This window comes from Desulfococcus multivorans, assembly GCF_001854245.1.
GTDB lineage: Bacteria > Desulfobacterota > Desulfobacteria > Desulfobacterales > Desulfococcaceae > Desulfococcus > Desulfococcus multivorans.
On the sequence record NZ_CP015381.1, the window covers coordinates 2,283,472 to 2,299,594 of the forward strand.

At 57.6% G+C, this 16,123-nt stretch carries 17 protein-coding genes; 6 read left to right on the top strand and 11 right to left on the bottom strand.

Annotation, left to right across the window (positions count from 1 at the left end; genetic code table 11):
- Nucleotides 1–46: 46 nt before the first annotated feature.
- Nucleotides 47–3,040, bottom strand: coding sequence for a PEP/pyruvate-binding domain-containing protein (locus dmul_RS09970; protein WP_020875031.1), 2,994 nt, complete (start codon nucleotides 3,038–3,040; stop codon nucleotides 47–49).
- Nucleotides 3,041–3,320: 280 nt separating this feature from the next.
- On the opposite strand from dmul_RS09970, the gene dmul_RS09975 reads away from it, so the two are divergent.
- On the top strand, nucleotides 3,321–4,394 hold the full coding sequence (locus dmul_RS09975; protein WP_020875032.1) for a TIGR00266 family protein: 1,074 nt from the start codon (nucleotides 3,321–3,323) through the stop codon (nucleotides 4,392–4,394).
- Nucleotides 4,395–4,430: 36 nt separating this feature from the next.
- On the opposite strand, the gene dmul_RS09980 is transcribed toward dmul_RS09975, so the two are convergent.
- Together dmul_RS09980 and dmul_RS09985 are read right to left on the bottom strand one after the other, a co-directional pair.
- Nucleotides 4,431–4,814: a YajD family HNH nuclease gene (locus tag dmul_RS09980; protein WP_020875033.1), complete on the bottom strand. Its 384-nt coding sequence runs from the start codon at nucleotides 4,812–4,814 to the stop codon at nucleotides 4,431–4,433.
- A gap of 16 nt (nucleotides 4,815–4,830) precedes the next feature.
- A complete protein-coding gene (locus dmul_RS09985) occupies nucleotides 4,831–5,304 on the bottom strand; it encodes a CBS domain-containing protein (RefSeq protein ID WP_020875034.1) in 474 nt (157 codons plus the stop codon).
- A 391-nt stretch (nucleotides 5,305–5,695) separates the two neighbouring features.
- On the opposite strand from dmul_RS09985, the gene dmul_RS09990 reads away from it, so the two are divergent.
- Nucleotides 5,696–7,129 carry an efflux transporter outer membrane subunit gene (locus dmul_RS09990; protein ID WP_020875035.1) on the top strand — a complete coding sequence of 478 codons (1,434 nt, stop codon included), beginning with the start codon at nucleotides 5,696–5,698 and terminating at the stop codon, nucleotides 7,127–7,129.
- Between the two features lie 5 nt (nucleotides 7,130–7,134).
- Here the strand turns inward: dmul_RS09990 and dmul_RS09995 are convergent, their stop codons facing one another.
- From dmul_RS09995 to dmul_RS10010, 5 genes are all read right to left on the bottom strand, one after another.
- Entirely contained in the window at nucleotides 7,135–8,352 is a 1,218-nt protein-coding gene (locus dmul_RS09995; protein WP_020875036.1) for an aminotransferase class I/II-fold pyridoxal phosphate-dependent enzyme, read from the bottom strand.
- Nucleotides 8,353–8,675: 323 nt separating this feature from the next.
- Nucleotides 8,676–10,001 (bottom strand): saccharopine dehydrogenase C-terminal domain-containing protein, encoded by a 1,326-nt coding sequence (locus tag dmul_RS10000; RefSeq protein ID WP_020875037.1) that lies wholly within the window; start codon nucleotides 9,999–10,001, stop codon nucleotides 8,676–8,678.
- Between the two features lie 35 nt (nucleotides 10,002–10,036).
- Nucleotides 10,037–10,459, bottom strand: coding sequence for a zinc ribbon domain-containing protein (locus dmul_RS21170; RefSeq protein WP_327078301.1), 423 nt, complete (start codon nucleotides 10,457–10,459; stop codon nucleotides 10,037–10,039).
- The gene (locus dmul_RS10005; protein ID WP_020875038.1) at nucleotides 10,344–10,772 is read right to left on the bottom strand and encodes an iron-sulfur cluster assembly scaffold protein; all 429 of its coding nucleotides are present in this window, start codon (nucleotides 10,770–10,772) and stop codon (nucleotides 10,344–10,346) included. Before dmul_RS10005 ends, dmul_RS21170 begins: the two co-directional genes overlap by 116 nt.
- Before the next feature lie 12 nt (nucleotides 10,773–10,784).
- Nucleotides 10,785–11,165, bottom strand: a complete 381-nt coding sequence (locus tag dmul_RS10010) for a NifB/NifX family molybdenum-iron cluster-binding protein (RefSeq protein WP_020875039.1) — start codon at nucleotides 11,163–11,165, stop codon at nucleotides 10,785–10,787.
- Nucleotides 11,166–11,562: 397 nt separating this feature from the next.
- Between dmul_RS10010 and dmul_RS10015 the strand changes: the two genes are divergently transcribed.
- Nucleotides 11,563–12,114 (top strand): acyloxyacyl hydrolase, encoded by a 552-nt coding sequence (locus dmul_RS10015; RefSeq protein ID WP_020875040.1) that lies wholly within the window; start codon nucleotides 11,563–11,565, stop codon nucleotides 12,112–12,114.
- 57 nt (nucleotides 12,115–12,171) lie between these two features.
- Here the strand turns inward: dmul_RS10015 and dmul_RS10020 are convergent, their stop codons facing one another.
- Both dmul_RS10020 and dmul_RS20230 read right to left on the bottom strand, forming a co-directional pair.
- Complete coding sequence (locus dmul_RS10020; RefSeq protein ID WP_020875041.1) at nucleotides 12,172–12,432, bottom strand: hypothetical protein; 261 nt, start codon at nucleotides 12,430–12,432, stop codon at nucleotides 12,172–12,174.
- A gap of 5 nt (nucleotides 12,433–12,437) precedes the next feature.
- Nucleotides 12,438–12,578 (bottom strand): hypothetical protein, encoded by a 141-nt coding sequence (locus tag dmul_RS20230; RefSeq protein ID WP_020875042.1) that lies wholly within the window; start codon nucleotides 12,576–12,578, stop codon nucleotides 12,438–12,440.
- Nucleotides 12,579–12,817: 239 nt separating this feature from the next.
- Here dmul_RS20230 and dmul_RS10025 point away from each other — a divergent pair, with 239 nt between their 5' ends.
- The 3 genes from dmul_RS10025 (at nucleotide 12,818) to kdsB (ending at nucleotide 15,004) form a co-directional block, all read left to right on the top strand.
- Entirely contained in the window at nucleotides 12,818–13,291 is a 474-nt protein-coding gene (locus tag dmul_RS10025) for a hotdog domain-containing protein (RefSeq protein ID WP_020875043.1), read from the top strand.
- Nucleotides 13,292–13,346: 55 nt separating this feature from the next.
- Nucleotides 13,347–13,976 carry a transglycosylase SLT domain-containing protein gene (locus tag dmul_RS10030; protein WP_144016422.1) on the top strand — a complete coding sequence of 210 codons (630 nt, stop codon included), beginning with the start codon at nucleotides 13,347–13,349 and terminating at the stop codon, nucleotides 13,974–13,976.
- A gap of 296 nt (nucleotides 13,977–14,272) precedes the next feature.
- Entirely contained in the window at nucleotides 14,273–15,004 is a 732-nt protein-coding gene (gene kdsB / locus dmul_RS10035; protein ID WP_020875045.1) for a 3-deoxy-manno-octulosonate cytidylyltransferase, read from the top strand.
- 106 nt (nucleotides 15,005–15,110) lie between these two features.
- Here kdsB and dmul_RS10040 read toward each other — a convergent pair whose 3' ends face one another.
- Entirely contained in the window at nucleotides 15,111–16,121 is a 1,011-nt protein-coding gene (locus dmul_RS10040; RefSeq protein WP_020875046.1) for a coiled-coil domain-containing protein, read from the bottom strand.
- Nucleotides 16,122–16,123 lie beyond the last annotated feature (2 nt).

Below are 16,123 nucleotides of genomic sequence, written 5' to 3' on the forward strand. Positions count from 1 at the left end.
CAACCTCCATACGTCGTTCAACTCCAGATTAAAATGATGAGCGGCGCTACCGAGCGCCGCCCGACGATGTTTTCATCATGACGCACCGAGCGCTCCTGCCGTCCACTTTCACGCTGATGGGCTCAGACAGGCGGACATGGCGGAGGTGGGGTGTTTCATGGGCCGGGGGAAGGCGGTCGAGCCATTTGCCGCGAAACCGGTCTTCGCTCCCTTCGGTTATGGTGATATAGTAGATCCCCAACGCGGTGATGTTCTGAAAGAAATGGGACCCTTGGGAGGGATCCGCGCGGAGGTGTTCATTCCTGAGCTCCACAATGGCCTGAACGCCCGAAATATGGCGCCATTGTACCGGTATCCCCAGCCAGCGGTCGGAGGACCCCCACCGTCCAGGCCCCACCAGCAGGTAAGGGTGCTTCTCCTTCAGCAGAACCGCATTGATGTTGCCGACCTCCTCGGCCATGGTGAAGGTCCTGGCGGGATCGAACGTTTCGGGTTTGACGTAAACAATGTCGCGGATCTCGTCGTTCCTGCCGTTTCCCAGGGACTGATGGGAGACGCAGAACGCTTTCCGGACATCCTCCTCGCTGATCTGAACATCCAGAGTGTCCTGGACGGATACCATGGGCCGCAGCTGAAGAAAATAGAAGACGTCTCTTTTTTCAGAATGCCGATGATCCGCATCGAGGTTCACGGCGAATTCGATCTCGACGGGGCATCCCAGGGCCTTTCGGCCGAGTTCGAGAAAGTCCGTTAAAATCTCGGGCAGCGGAAATCGCTTGTGCTTGAGAATGGACGCAAAGGTCATGATCCTGGGGCCGTTGAATACGCCTGAATCCCGGATCCGGTGCTCCTCGGGGATATAGGTGCTGGCCAGGAGTCTCACCGGGATTTCATCCTCGGCATCATCGATCTCTCTTTTTACAAGGTTGGCATACCGGTCGAAATTGATATCCCGTTTCCGGGGCCGGGTTTTGAGGGCATAAAAATACCGCTGGGAATGGGCCAGGATCTCGTCCACCGAGGAAAACTGGGGTAGAATGCCGGGATGTTTAGGCGAGAAGCGAAGGGATTTTTCACCCTCCACCACCGTCTTCCCCATCCCCAGGGCAATGTGGGCGATGCCGTCTTCAGGCTTCATATGGGAGACGGGGTAGAAATTGTGGGACTGGAGGACGCCGGAAAGGGTTGGATAGAAGTAATCGCCATAACCGGCACCGGCCACCTCCTGGATGATAACGGCCATGGCCTCTTCGTTGTGCTGATTGGCGGTGCTCCTGGAGAACGCCTTCGGCCCTTCAAAGTAGGTCGAGGCGTACACGCGTTTGACGGCGCTGACCAGCTGATCGAACCGAACTGATCCGTCGGGGTGGTTGTTGGGAAGCATGTAGGTTTCATAGAGTCCGGCGTAAGGCTGAAAATGGGCGTCCTCGAGCCGGCTTGACGACCGGACCGAGAGCGGCATGTTCACCTGCCCCAGAAAGGCCCTGAGATCGTCCAGGAGCCATTCCGGCATGGCGGCATCGAGAAAGGCCGCGCGCACCTCTTCATCGGTGTAGCGGTCCTCCGTCAGATGTCGAAGCCGATTCCGGGTCACAAAATCCTCGAACCCTTCGGTGGTGATCACGAGACTCTTGGGGATCTTGATGTTGATGTTCCGGTATTTTTCATGAATCTCGGGATGTTCCTGCAGCAGCGCCGACATGAACGCCAGCCCCCGGGCCTTTCCGCCCAGAGACCCGCCGCCGAGCTTGACGAAATCCATGATGTCCGCGTCGAACCGGTCACGCTTGAACTGGGCCACCACGCCTCTCTGCTGCCAGATCAACAGCGCCTGGACATTTGAAACGATATAGCTTCGCAGCTCGTCGGCGTTCTTGAAATCCCGGGTGTGGACGACCCGGAATTTGGATGCCAGGACGATCTCGGATCGACTCATGATCCAATTGGAAAAGTGATTGCGGTCGGCGTGGTAGATCAACGAGGCGTCCGGGATGTGAGGCAGTTTGGCTTTCAGCGTCTGCAGGCTGTCGGCCCGGTCGATTTCGGAGCCGTCGGGCATTCGGAAAACGAAGTCCCCGAACCCTAAATGATTGAGAAAAAAATCCCTCAGCTCGGTGTGCAGATTGGCGGTGTTTTTGTCGATGAAGACCGCTGGTATGGCCTCGGCCACGCTCCGGTTTTGTGGCTCCGAACTGAGCATGAGCAGGGGAAGATCAGGGATCTCCCTTCGAATCCAGGACAAAAAGACGGGACCGGCCTGGGGATCGAGACGCCCTTCCCGGGGAAAGCGGGCGTCGGAGATGACCCCGAAGAGATAGTCTCGAAATTTTTGGCAAATCGTCATCGCCTGCTCGTAGGTTTCCGCAAGGAGAATTTTGGGCCGCGCCCTCATGAGCAGGAGCCGGTGTTCCTCGTTGAGGCCGGCTTCCAGAATGTTCTGGGTCTGATTGACGATTTCCTTGTAAATCAGGGGCAGAAACGAGGACCGATAGGCAGGGGAGTCTTCCACGAGAACGAGCACCCGGACCATGGCCCGCCGGGTGTCGGCATCCGCGTTGATGCCGTCCTCGACATTCTTGACGAGGGCCAGCAGCAGATCCGAGTTTCCGCTCCAGACAAAGACATTGTCGATGCTCGTGGAGAGCGCGTGTCCTTCGTGTCGGATGACGTCCCGTGCATTGTGAGCGAGAAGAATGACGGGGAGTTGGGGGTGGATCGCCTTGACGGCCGCTCCCAGCGAGGACGGGGCCATCTCATCCAGGTGGGGCATGGTGATGATCAGGTCGAAACGCTTTCGTTTTATCAATTCTATGGCGTCGCGGGGGGATGACACCCGGGTGACCCGCGGCGGCATACTGAGATTCAGTCCACTGTATTCATTGATAATTCTTGAAGCCAGGCTCCCGTCTTCCTCGATGATGAATGCGTCGTAGGGGCTGGAGACCAGCATAATCTCCCGAATCTTGAAGGCCATGAGTTCGTGGAACACCTTGAAACGCGCGTAGAACTCGCTGGCAAACGAGTTTTTCGGAGCCTCCATATCCTCCTCCGGATTTTCCCTGCCGCGGGATTTTGCACTTGACACCCTCGTGGAAAAATCAACATATTCTTCACCAATTTTCAACCCTCGACGGTGATGCGCCGGTCAGGAGCGCGAAGGTTGAGACTATCGTTATCGATGCGATCAAACAAAAACGCATCATCAATCGAAACTGACAAAAGTAGGCATAATACAATCATTTGAGTGGAACCGCAAGAAAAGAAACGCCGGATTTTCATTCCTTTTGGGGAACAATTGTGGAGACGAGGAGACTTGAAAGATGACGGAATGGTATTTGAGTTACAATGGAGAACAGACAGGTCCGTTTGACGACGTCAAGGCGAGGTTTCAGATCGAGATGCGCGGCGGGGAAGGTTATGCGTGGCGGGAAGGGTTTTCGGAATGGCTGCCCATCGACCGGATCCCCGAACTCGGTGGTGTCGCCGATGCCATGCCGTCACCGTCCGCGCCCCCGCCCGGCATTTCACCTCCCGGACCCGCCCGTGCCGCCGTGCCCGAGCGCGTGGAAAAGCGGTCCGCTCCGGTGCCCGTGAGCGCCGACGAGGTGGACTTTACCGTTTTCGGGGCTGAAATGCAGTTTGTCGAGATCGAGTTGGACCCCGGAGAAAGCGCAGTGGCGGAGGCCGGTGCCATGATGTACAAATCCCCCGACGTCGATATGCAGACGGTCTTCGGCGACGGTTCCGGCCCTTCCGGCGGCGGAGGCGGGCTCATGGGAAAGCTTCTGGGCGCCGGGAAACGCCTCCTTACCGGTGAGAGCCTTTTCATGACTGTTTTCACCCACAAGGGTCACGGCAAGGCCCACGTCGCCTTTGGCGCACCCTTTCCCGGCAATATCCTTCCCGTCTCCCTCGCAACGGTCGGCGGCATGCTCATCTGTCAGAAGGACAGTTTCCTGTGCGCCGCCAAGGGGGTCAGCATCGGCATCTACTTCCAGAAAAGAATCCTGACCGGCCTTTTCGGCGGGGAGGGGTTCATCATGCAGAAGCTGGAAGGAGACGGCATGGTCTTCATTCATGCCGGCGGCACCGTGGTGGAAAGGCGTCTCGAACCGGGTGAAACGCTTCATGTGGATACCGGATGCGTGGTGGCTTTCGAGTCGAGCGTTCAATTCGATATTCAGCAGGCCGGCGGCATCAAGACAGCGCTTTTCGGGGGAGAGGGGCTTTTCTTTGCGAAGCTGGGGGGACCGGGCAGGATCTGGCTGCAATCCCTGCCGTTTTCCCGCCTGGCCGGCCGCATGCTTCAGGCGGCGCCGCAGCGGGGCGGCAGCAGGGGTGAGGGCTCCATTCTCGGCGGGCTGGGCAATCTCATCGACGGCGACAACCGCTGATCCGGCGGCGGGTCCATGGGCCTTTTCCCGCCGCGGCTATTTTTTGCCTTTCAGGAGTTTGTCCAGATTCGCAAAAGGCTTGTGGGTGGAAAAGGGTTCCTGCCCCTCCCCCGGTGTGGGGCCGTCGTGCCATTCCGCCTCCAGGCCCCGGGAATGCTCGTTTTCGTGACAATAGAGGCAGAGGAGCTCCCAGTTGCTGCCGTCGGGCGGATTGTTGTCGTGATTGTGGTCCCGATGGTGAACCGTGAGCTCCCGGAGCCGTTTACCCGAAAACTCCCGTCCGCATCGCGCGCAGATCCAGGGAAAGAGTTTGAGGGCGCGCTCCCGGTAGGTCTTTTCCCGTTGTGCCTGCTCTCGCCTGGCCTCGGCAAAGGCATTGCCCGCATCCTTCCGGTTTGCCGATGTTTTATTGAAACTCATGAGGACGCCTCCCGATCTATTGTCTGTTTTCTCTGAAGAGATGATAATAGACATCCTCCAGGTAAACGATCCCGATGGGCCTATCCTGTTCCGTAATGGGCAGCCGTCGGTATTTGTTCTTGATCATCCGATCCAGAAGCACCATGATATGCTCGTTGGGGTAGCCGGCCGTCACGTTTCTGCTCATGACCTGTTCGACGGTCTTTTCCCCGAGCCTCTGAACGAGAAATCTCAGATGGCCTTCCCATGAGATTTCTTCTCCGCTGATGCCCTGGTTCAGGTAGCTCGGCCGCAGGTGGTAAAGGATGTCAAACATCGTTACGACGCCGGCCAATTCCTTGTGGGCGTTTACCACCAGCAGGCTTGCGCTCTTGTAGCCCGATTCCCTGACCTTTCCCTGCATAATCTTCTGAATGGCCTCCCCGGCCGGTGCATGCTCGTGGACCTTGTCAAAATTGGTCACCATGATGTCTTTGGCAAACAATGTCATGATACGCTCCCTGTGCTCTTGAGATATTCCGCAAAAAAACATGCCTTCCGCAAAAAGCCCCGGCATTTTATTACAGTAAAATATAGCAAATTTCGCATCGTTTGGGTATGGTCATTTTTTGATATGGCATCCGACTGTGGGTATTCATGAGCCGGTGCCGGCACCGCTTCCAGGTCCCCGTTGTGAAAGGCTAAAGGCTGAAGGGGTGCGTTTGTGACGAATGGCGCTTTGGTCCCCCTTCGGTCTTCAGCCTTCAGTCTTCAGCCTCTATTCGGTATTGATCCATCCACCAAATTCTGCCATAACGTCCGGGATCGACGCGCGACGGTTGCATCCGGTTTCTGAATGAACATCGATCCCGACGGCGGGATCTCCTGGAGTGTTTTTCATCATGCGTTTACCCGACAAAAAACTCATCCGGCCGGCTTCGGCGGCTCTGCTGGTTTTCATCCTATCTGCCTGCATGGTGGGCCCCGAACATCTGAACCCGGGGGTCGCCCCCCCCGGAACCTTCAAGTATGCCGCCAGTCCCCATCAAACCCTGGCGGCGCCTCTCTCGGGCAAATGGTGGGAGCGCTTCGAGGACGCGACCCTGAATCGCCTTGTGGAAGCCGCCATGACCGACAATTACGAGCTGGCCGCCTCCGCGCATCGCATCACACAAGCCAGAGCGATCGCCCGGGCGAGCCGATCGGACCTCTTTCCCGCCCTTTCGGCGGACCCCGGTTATGCCCGGCGCGGTGTTTCCGAAACCATTGAAACCAATCAGGGCGGCACCTTCACCACCTGGACCGCGCCGTTGAACGTTGCCTACGAGTTCGATCTCTTCGGCCGGATTCGAAGCGGTTATGCGGCAAGCCTTGCCGACGCCGAAGCGGTTGTGGAGGACGACAACGGATTGAGGCTCATTCTGCAGAGCGAAATCGCCGTCACCTATTTTGCCATGCGTGCCTTCGACGACGACATCCGCATCGTTTCCCGGACGATCGAGGTCCGCCGGGAGTCTCTCACCATCCTGAAAAACCGGCACATGCTCGGGGTGATTTCGCGCCTCCCGGTCGCTCGGGCCGAGGCGGAACTCAGGGCCACCGAAGCTCTCCTGCTTTCGTTGCAGCGGGATCGGACCCTTTTGGAAAACGCTGTTGCAACGCTTCTCGGAAAAACACCGGTCGAGCTTTCCCTGGCACCGGCCCCGCTCGACAACCCGCCCCCTGATATGCCGTCGGTGCTGCCGTCGGTGCTGTTGATCGCCCGCCCGGACATTCGCCGGGCCGAACGGATAATGGCCGCTGAAAACGCCCGGGTCGGCGTCGCCGCAGCGGCTTTGTACCCCCAGGTGACCCTGGGTGCGAACATCGGTTACAGCAGCACCCGAGCCTCGGACCTGTTCGATGCCCGGAGCTTTGCCTGGGGCATCCTGCCCAACATACACATCCCGCTTTTCGAGGGCGGACGAAACATCGCCGAACTGGAGCGGGCCAGAGCCCGCTATGCCGAGATGTATGCCGCCTACCGCCAGACGATCGTTCAGGCGTTCGGGGAGGTCGAAGATGCACTGGTCAGCGTGTCTTTGCTGGAACGGCAGCAGCGTGCCAACGAGCAGGCGGTTCAATCGGCCGATGAAGCCTATCGGCTGTCCATGGAACAGTTTGAAGGCGGGTTGGTCGATTACCTGTCGGTGCTGGACGCGGAGCGGACCCTGTTGGACAATCTCCTTCTCAAAACCCGGCTCCGCGGTCAACGGTATCTCAGCGCAGTAGCGCTGGTAAAGGCCATCGGCGGGAGTTGGGAGACCGAACCAGGGCGCTCGCTTTCCCGCTATTAGGTCCTTCAGGCGCTTTGACGGTAATCCGTCAGAACATCCGGCAAGGCCCGCTTGATCTGACGCAGCGCCTGTCGGATGCGATGTTCGTTTTCCACAAGCGCCAATCTCAGATATCCTTCTCCCTCCTTGCCGAAACCGATCCCCGGCGCCATGGCCACGTTGGCATGACGCATCATCCGGATGGAAAATTCCATGGATCCCATTTCGTTGTAAGGTTCTGGAATCCTGACCCAGACAAACATTCCCGCCCTGGGTGGGGTGACCTCCCATCCCATGCTCTCCAGACCACGGCAGAGGACGTCCCGGCGGTTCTGGTAGATGGCGACCTGATGGACGACGTCCTCTCCGCATTCTCTGAGGGCAACGATGCCCGCAACCTGGATCGGCGAAAAAATGCCGTAGTCGTAATACCCTTTGATCTTGGCAAGTCCCGCGATGAGCTGCTTGTTGCCGACGCAATACCCCAATCGCCAGCCCGCCATGTTGTAGGACTTGGAAAAGGATCCAAACTCGACCCCCACGTCCCGGGCGCCGGGGATCTCCATGAAGCTGGGTGCCGTATATCCGTCAAAGGTGATCTTGGCATACGCGAAATCATGGAGCACCAGGAATCGGTACTTCCTGGCCATGGCCACAACCTCCGCATACAGGCTTTGGGTCGCCACCGCCGCCGTGGGATTGTGGGGATAATTGAGCATCAAAACCTTGGGCGGCGGATAGAGGGATTCGCACATCTGGGCGATCTGCTTCAGAAAGGTTTCCTCGGAGGACAGGGGAATCCGGATCACGTTGCCGCCGGCGATGGTCACCGCATAGATGTGAATGGGGAAGGCCGGTGCGGGAACCAGGACCGTATCCCCCGGGCCGACAACCGCCAGGCACATATGGGAGATGCCCTCCTTGGACCCGATGGTGCAGATGACCTCATCATCTTCGTCCAGGGTTACACCGTAATCTTCGGCGTAGTTCTTGGCAATTTCGCGCTTCAGGTTCTTGAGCCCCGATGCAATGGGGTAACGATGCGTCTTGGGGTCCCTGGCGACTTCGCAGAGTTTTTGAACGATGGGTTCCGGGGTGGGATCAATGGGATTCCCCATGCCGAGATCGATCACGTCGTCCCCGTTCAGACGTTTTTCGGTCTTCATGTGATTGATCATCCCGAAAAGATACGGCGGCAGTTGCTCCATCCGCTTGGCGAATTGAATATTTTCCGTGGGGCTCATTGCATCCTCCTTTGAAACCCCAGGAAGACCGCGGGCCTTGGCTCGACCGGGGCTTAAAACAAAAAACGCCACGGGAAAGCCTTACAGTCCGTGGCGTCTGGGGTGCGAAAAAAAGTCTGTTTAAAACTTACTCGCAGCCGTGTATCGCCGGGACTGTGCTGGTCGCGGCGGCGGCGGCGAGAGATGCCGGTTTGATTTTCATGGCGCTACAAGATCGATAAGGGTAAGGTCATCAGTTACATCATATACACTTTAAGTGAATCGCTCCGGGTTTGTCAATCGGATTATTGTCGTCGACGCCCAAAGCAACAGCGAACTTCGGCTTAAGCCAGGGTCTCCCTGGTTTCGTGCAGCCGGATCCCCATGCCGGAAAGTTCTGCCAGCACCGGACCATAGATCTCCGGGACCACCGGTCGATGGACGCCCGTCATTCGTATCTTCACTTCCGCCAGCATCCGGGTGGCGATGGCCGCCGGGAGACCGACCGTTCGAGACATGGCGCTGTCCCCGCCGGGAATGCCTGTTTCGACCATGGTGGCGGTGATTTTCTCTCTTCCGCCGTCGGGGTATGTCGCCGTAAACTCGTGGTGCTGGACCAGGAGGTCGGTTTCGCCCGGGGCGTATACCAGTCTTCGTTCAAGCACGTAAGCAAACATATCGAAGGGTGCGGCCGTGCCCAACGGCAGCATGACATCGTCCAGAAGACCCAGCCACGCCAGTTTTTTGATGGCCACGCTGTACGGCGGGATCTTGAGGAATCCGGCCAGATCCTGAACGATATCCTTTCCATTGCCCCCCACCAGTGCCGCGATGACCTCCCGGGGAGAGGTGGTGTTGAAATCGAAGGTGCGTTCCCGATTCAACAGGCCGATCTTTTTGAAACAGTGCCACGACTCGCAATGGCTGATGTTTCTGAGGGTTCCCCGATACATTGAACGGGCGGAACCGATGCCGTAGATCTCCATATAGGGTAGGGCGTCACGGTTGACATAGGCCTCGAAGGTGCCGGCGCCGGGAACGTCCACGAGCCAGTAGTGTTTGAAAAGGGCTTCGCCGGAAACCTCGACGACTTCCCCGTCCCTGAGATAGCGTCCGTCATTGGTAGCCGCCAGCAGCACCCCCGATGGGCTCCAGGAGAATTTGTACCCGAAGGGGTTGGTGTTGCTGGAAAAAGAGGGGAGCCCTCCGCAGTAGGAATAGAAGCTTTCAATTTCGCCGCCCGCGTCCTTGACGCCGTCGATCACCTGCATGGCGGCCATGTGATCGATACCGGGGTCCACCCCGATTTCATTGAGGAACAGGAGCCCCGAGGCCCTGGCTTCGTCATCCAGGGCCGCCATTTCCGGTTTTACGTAAGAGGTGGTCACGAGATGTTTTTTATGAACCAGGCACAGTCCGGCCACGTCCACGTGATAGATCCAGGGCAGCAGGCTGATGACAATGTCCGCCGACTTGACAAGCCGTTCGAGGGCCTCGCGATCCTGCACGTCCACCTGGACGGCGTTACCGTTGGGGTGACCGTCGATGACCTTCAGAGCCTTCTCGACGGTCCGGGTGGCCATAGTCAGGCGGATATCCGGCTGATTCAGCAGATAGGCGACCAAAGGCCGGGTGACGAAACCCGCACCCAATACGAGTATGTTTTTCACGATTCACTCCTTGCTTACGTTAGTGCGGTATGCAGTCATCTCCCGGCACGTCCGCAGCAGCTTCCGGGACCGGCGCATCCGGCATGTCCGGGCGTGGCCCCGCAGCATCCCGTATCGCCGGGGCCCGGTATCCCATGGCGAGCGACCCCCGATACGGCGGAGGGGGCCGACAGCAGTTTTTTCAGGCGACTGCTCCCACAATCCGGGCAAGACGGCGGTTCATCGGATGATCTTACAAGGATCTCACAGGTTTTTCCACAATCTCCGCACAAAAATTCGAACAGCGGCATGGCATTCCTCCGATAGTGTTGACGTTCCGTGACGGCATTACGTTCCGGGCGGCTATCCGTTGGATTGATATTCGTCGAGCGCTTTTTTGAGCGTCTTGACCGCCAACTGGATGCAGTGATGTTTTTTTGCGGGGATCTCCTTGAGAACCCTGAAAATATCGCCGTCATTCAGTTTTCCGGCCTCCTCGATGGTTTTCCCCTTGATGAGGTCCACGGCGGCCATGGCCGCGGATACGGCTCCCGCGCATCCCATCACCTCATACCGCGCGTCCTGGATGACGCCGTCCTCGATCTTCAGATAGATCCCCATGGTGTCCCCGCAGGTTCCGGTCATGTGAGAGGCCTGATCGGCGTCGGGGATGACGCCCATATAGGGTTTTTCAATGTAGTAAGCGATAGCCTTGTCGGAATATCCCGACTCCGCCAACATTTTGTGGACTTCGGCCGCGCCGGCCGACTCTGCGGACTGTTGCTGATTCATGTCATCATCCCTTCAGTGAATGCATTCGCCGTTGCGGCCATGGCCCTGGCAGGTCTGGTCGATGTTGAACCGGGGAAGTCCGTCGTTTTTGATCAATGCCAGGTTTTCCGAAACCGATCCCTCAACGGCCCGATATGCGACGATCCCTTCCTGATTCAGTTTCGTCAGTGCGCCGCGTCCGATGCCGCCGACAACGACTGCGTCGACGGATATTCCTCCCAGGGCACGCAGGGGTTGACAATTACCGTGCAAATGATGGAGATCTTTGTTTTCGACGGTTTCCACGTCGCCGCCGTCGGCGTCGACGATTACAAAATATGGCGCTGATCCGAAATGCGCGTAGACCGGGCTGTCCAGCCCGAGTTTTTCCGTGCTGGGAAATGCGATTCTCATTCCATACTCCTTGAAGATGATTATTAAAAGACTTTAGATAGGCTTAAAATGGGCGTGTGTCAAGTCAGTTTTGGGACGCCCCGGCCTCCCGGACAGGGAGGTTCAGCGAATCATTTTCTTTTTGCCGTCGGAACAAAAAGACCATAGAAGGCTGAAGACTGAAGGTTGAAGGTTGATATAATATAACGTCGCTTAGCCAAAATTTGACACAGATTACAGCACTGGTGTACTCGTACAACAGCAATACAATGCGGATAGCACCTCGATGCTGATTTTTTTTTTGCAAGAGCGTCAAGATAGCGGCTGTACAGGGATAGACATCCTGTAACGGCGTCGCTTTTATGCTCCTTCAGCCTTCAGTCTTCCGCCTATAGCATCAATGAAAGGAGAAAAATCTATGAAAACGATGAGAAACGCCTTTGTGGGGATGGGCATGGCCGTTTGGATCGCCGTTGCCGCAATGATACCTGCCGCCGCCGCGGCTGAATTCACGCCGCTGGATATTTCCGTAAGAATGGGCTTCGATGCGGATTCGACCCTGGAGTATTTTCATCTTTACGAAATCAACGGCAGGGTGGGTCTTCCACCTCATCTGGAATGGGGCGGGGGGTGGTCTCTCAAGTCTGCGCTTGTCATTGCCGGGAGCCTGCTGCACGCTGCCGGAGACGACGGGCTCATGGTGGGCGTCGGTCCGCAACTCGAATTGGAATTTCCATGGCGTCCGCTGACGGCCTTTGGATCCGTCCGGCCGAGCGCCCTCAGTGATCATCGATATGGGCAGGCGGATCTCGGGGGCTGGTTCGCTTTCTCATCCGACCTCGGTCTCAGGATCAACCTGAGCGAGTCCCTCATGATCGGATATGCATGGCAGCACATCTCCAATGCAAACATTTACGACAGCAACCCGGGTGTGGATTTCCACGTTATGGAGCTTTCCCTGAAATTCTGACGTCGCGGTGTCTCCCGGACGGCCGGATCAGCACATGCCCGCCGTCCGGGGCGTCGCTCATTCGCCCGCATCCTCGTCCGGCGCGACGGGGGCCTCGGTCTGACGTCTGCGCAGTTCACGGTAGACCGACACAAGACGCCATATCAGGCCGAGAAGGATGGCGGCGCTGATCAGAATCATGAGATTCGAGCCGAAAAAGGTCAGCACGAAGGAAAAGGGGTCCTTCAGGCTGTAGGATTGAATCAAGATCGACACCCCGAAGGCCAGGAAGAAACATCCCGCCAGGATCAACAGCACCTGTTTGATTACCCATAACATCGATGCTACCCGCCGTATAACCAGTGAAACAAGCCGGTGATCACGAACCGTATCCCCAGCATCACCAGTATCAGCACGAGAATCACCACGGGCATTTTCCTGAAAAATACCTTCCAGTCCTTTCGGGTAACCGGCGATTTCAGCATTGTCCGCGCCTTTCCTTGAGTCGCTTTAAAAGACTGAAGGCTCAAGACTGAAGACTGAAGGGGCATAAAAGCGACGATCGTCACAGGCGCACCCCTTCAGTCTTCAGCCTAAAGAGAGACTGCATGTTACGATAGAATAATTGCGATCCCCCTCTTGTGTCAAGGGTCGGAACGTGCTATTGAGATGAGTCTCTTTAGCGTGCGATTTTCCAACCGTAACATTTCGAAAGGAGAACCATATGACCGAACGCGCATTTCAAGACTACTATCCCGATGACGTGAGCCACTGCTACGGATGCGGACGCCTGAACGAGAAGGGGCACCAGATCAAGAGTTACTGGGACGGGGAGGAAACCGTCACCCATTATACGCCTGAACCTTATCATACCGCCATACCCGGCTATGTTTACGGGGGTCTCATCGCGTCCCTGATCGACTGCCATTCCACCGGTACGGCCGCCGCAGCCGCATATAGGGCCGAGGGACGCGGAATGGACACCGAACCGGCGCTGCGGTTCGTGACGGCCTCTCTTCACGTAGATTTTCTCGCACCGACGCCGATAGACGGACCTCTGGAAATCCGCGGAAAAATCAAGGAGATCAAGGGGAAAAAAGTCATCATCGAATCGACGCTGTCAGCCGGTGGAAAGGTTTGCGCCCGGGGGGAAGTCGTCGCGGTAAAAATGCCCGATGCCATGAAACCCAAAGCGTGAATCCGGCAAAAATCGGGAGTTGACATCGCCCGCTGACGCGGGCGATAGTAAATTCATGCGACGACTTGTCATGCCCTCCCTGATCCTTGCCGTCACGGCGCTCCTCCTGATATCAGGCGGATGCGCAACTCATCCGCCCAGGCACACCAGGAACCTCTGCGACATCTTCCGGGAACGGCCCGAATGGTACGATGACGCCGCCGCCGCCGGCGAGCGTTGGGGAATTCCCATTCCCGTAATCATGGCCATCATCGACCGGGAATCCGGGTTCCGGGCCGATGCAAAACCCCCGCGAACCACATGCCTGTTCATCTTCCCGGGGCCCCGACCGTCCTCGGCCTACGGATACCCGCAGGCTCTCGACGCCACATGGAACGAATACCAATCCCAGGCCGGGAGTCGTTTCGCGGATCGGGACGATTTTGGCGACGCCGTCGATTTTGTCGGGTGGTACTGCCGTCTCAGCCGTATCCGCTGCGGCATTTCCAACAGTGATGCCTACCACCTTTATATCGCTTATCACGAAGGGCACGCGGGCTACAATCGGGGATCCTGGCGGAAAAAACCGGGGCTGAAGCGGATTGCGGGGTCCGTTCGACGTCGAAGCCTGCAATATCGTCAACAGCTCTCATCATGCGAAGGCGAATTCAAACGCCGGAGCGGCTGCTGCCTCTGGCCGTTCTGACGAGTAGTTGAAGGCTGAAGGCTAAAGACTGAAGGCTGAAGGGGTGCGTCTTTGACGAATGGAGCCTTTATGCCCTTTATCATCTTCAGCGTCTTTCCGCTCACCATAAGGAAAGCTGAAAAGACTGAAGGGTGCATTTTTGATGAACGGGGCGTTTATGCCCCTTCAGCCTTCAGTCTTCAGCCTATTCAGTCTTCAGCCTGATTGATGCAAAAAATGCTTGATTCGATGATCCCAACGCCCTAAAAGAAGTCACCTTGAATGTTTCATTCGACACGGAATGGAGAATCCGTCAGATGAAGATCGCCGTCATTATTCCATCGAGGTTCGGCTCGAGCCGGTTCGAGGGCAAGCCCCTGGCCCTGATTCTGGGTAAACCCATGATTCAGCGGGTCTACGAGGCCGCCCTTGGGGCAAAAAACGTCACGGACGTGGTGGTTGCCACGGACGATCAGCGGATCGCGGAAGCGGTAAGCGGCTTCGGCGGCCGAGCCGTCATGACCTCGGGGGAGAACCGTTCGGGGACGGACCGGGTCGCGGAGGCGGCCGCCCGGATGGCGCTCGCCATGGACGACATCGTCATCAATGTCCAGGGGGATCAGCCGCTGTTGGATCCCAGGTGCCTGAAGCACGTCACGGCCCCGTTTTTTTCGGATGGCGAGGCGGGCATGACGACTCTGGCCTATAAAATCGTCGATCCCCGGGAGATCACCAATCCCAAGGATGTCAAGGTCACCTTCGACGTCCGCGGATATGCGCTTTATTTCTCCAGATCGCCCATACCCTTTGGCCGCGATGCCGGAATCCCTTTCGACACCTACAAACATCTGGGCGTCTATGCCTATACCCGGGGCTTTCTGGAAATGTTTCGAAAACTTCCCGAGGGTCGCCTGGAGGCCATTGAAAAGCTGGAACAGTTGCGCGCCCTGGAATACGGCCACAAGATCAGGATTGTGGTCACGCCCTATGATTCGCCCGAGGTCGATCTCCCGGAAGATATCCCGAGGATAGAAGCGCTGATGGGATGAGCGCGGGAGCATGCCCCCTCTGGTTCGCGATTCAGCCGTCATGCCGGGAGGACCTCAAGCCTTGCCCGGCTTCGTCCAGGTGCCGCCGGGATCTGCCGGAGACGGTTCAGTCGATGTTCTGCTCGATGAACGCTCCGGGCTTGGGCGTTCCCAAAGGGGTCCGGCTCCGGGCCAGCGCCGCGACACGGCTTTCCAGGTTTTTGATCTGCGACTGCAGCAGGGATAGGGTCCGATCCTTGGCATCGAGGCTTCGGGTCAAGCCTTTCACCTCGGCCCGATAATTCTTTTCCATGTTCTGAACAGCCCGATTGAGCTCCTTCTGATCGATGGTCCCCGAGAGCACATCGACCAGGTCCTTCTTCAACTGCCGGTAATCCTTCGACAGACCCCCCAGTTCCGCCTTGGCGCTTTCGACGGTTTCCCGGAGTTCGGCCCGATCCCGAGTGCGGTCCTCCTCGATGGCGGAGAGTACGCCCTGAATCCTCTGGAGATCCGACTTCACCGGTTCGATGTCGCCCTCCAGGGCTGCGAGGCGCGCATCGCGTGTGGCCAGGTCCGTCTTTTTCAGATCCTCGAGTGCTTTTTCCAGCGCCGCTACCCGGTCGGCATTGGCCTTGTCGGCGTCGATCCGCTGTAAACGGACCTCCGCCCGTCCCAGCTTCTCGTCGATGCCATTCAGTCTTTCTTCAACTTTTCCGAGGGTCTCCGACATCTTTTCGAAGGCCAGAAACGCTTCGTTCATGGGGGTTTCCCTCTCGATCATCCGCTGGTTCAGGCTCTCCTGCGTTCGGGCCGTTTCGGCAACCTGCTCTTCCAGGCGTCCGGAGGCGGCCTCGAGTTCGGAAAGCTCCGCCATCAGCGTCTGAACCGTTTGGGTGTCGTCGTTTCGTATTTTCGCGGCACGTTTTTCCAAAAGCCCGTACCCCAGCACCACCATGAGCGCGACGAGCACGGGCATCAGGAGGCTTGTAATCGTCAGGCGTCGGCTCAACTTCGCGACGCGGGGATCCTCGTTGCCTCGACGGCCGGGCTTGGGGTGCACGTATTCTTTATAGGGGTCCGTCCCCTCATCGTCGGAGCCGAGCCTGAAGCCGGATGACGATGATTTCTGATTCATAG

Bases quoted from the DNA above. Each gene is read 5' to 3' on its own strand.
- dmul_RS09970 (WP_020875031.1), bottom strand. From the start codon at position 3,040: ATGGAGGCTCCGAAAAACTCGTTTGCCAGCGAGTTCTACGCGCGTTTC.
- dmul_RS09975 (WP_020875032.1), top strand. From the start codon at position 3,321: ATGACGGAATGGTATTTGAGTTACAATGGAGAACAGACAGGTCCGTTT.
- dmul_RS09980 (WP_020875033.1), bottom strand. From the start codon at position 4,814: ATGAGTTTCAATAAAACATCGGCAAACCGGAAGGATGCGGGCAATGCC.
- dmul_RS09985 (WP_020875034.1), bottom strand. From the start codon at position 5,304: ATGACATTGTTTGCCAAAGACATCATGGTGACCAATTTTGACAAGGTC.
- dmul_RS09990 (WP_020875035.1), top strand. From the start codon at position 5,696: ATGCGTTTACCCGACAAAAAACTCATCCGGCCGGCTTCGGCGGCTCTG.
- dmul_RS09995 (WP_020875036.1), bottom strand. From the start codon at position 8,352: ATGAGCCCCACGGAAAATATTCAATTCGCCAAGCGGATGGAGCAACTG.
- dmul_RS21170 (WP_327078301.1), bottom strand. From the start codon at position 10,459: ATGACGGCGATATTTTCAGGGTTCTCAAGGAGATCCCCGCAAAAAAAC.
- dmul_RS10005 (WP_020875038.1), bottom strand. From the start codon at position 10,772: ATGAATCAGCAACAGTCCGCAGAGTCGGCCGGCGCGGCCGAAGTCCAC.
- dmul_RS10010 (WP_020875039.1), bottom strand. From the start codon at position 11,165: ATGAGAATCGCATTTCCCAGCACGGAAAAACTCGGGCTGGACAGCCCG.
- dmul_RS10015 (WP_020875040.1), top strand. From the start codon at position 11,563: ATGAAAACGATGAGAAACGCCTTTGTGGGGATGGGCATGGCCGTTTGG.
- dmul_RS10020 (WP_020875041.1), bottom strand. From the start codon at position 12,432: ATGTTATGGGTAATCAAACAGGTGCTGTTGATCCTGGCGGGATGTTTC.
- dmul_RS20230 (WP_020875042.1), bottom strand. From the start codon at position 12,578: ATGCTGAAATCGCCGGTTACCCGAAAGGACTGGAAGGTATTTTTCAGG.
- dmul_RS10025 (WP_020875043.1), top strand. From the start codon at position 12,818: ATGACCGAACGCGCATTTCAAGACTACTATCCCGATGACGTGAGCCAC.
- dmul_RS10030 (WP_144016422.1), top strand. From the start codon at position 13,347: ATGCGACGACTTGTCATGCCCTCCCTGATCCTTGCCGTCACGGCGCTC.
- kdsB (WP_020875045.1), top strand. From the start codon at position 14,273: ATGAAGATCGCCGTCATTATTCCATCGAGGTTCGGCTCGAGCCGGTTC.
- dmul_RS10040 (WP_020875046.1), bottom strand. From the start codon at position 16,121: ATGAATCAGAAATCATCGTCATCCGGCTTCAGGCTCGGCTCCGACGAT.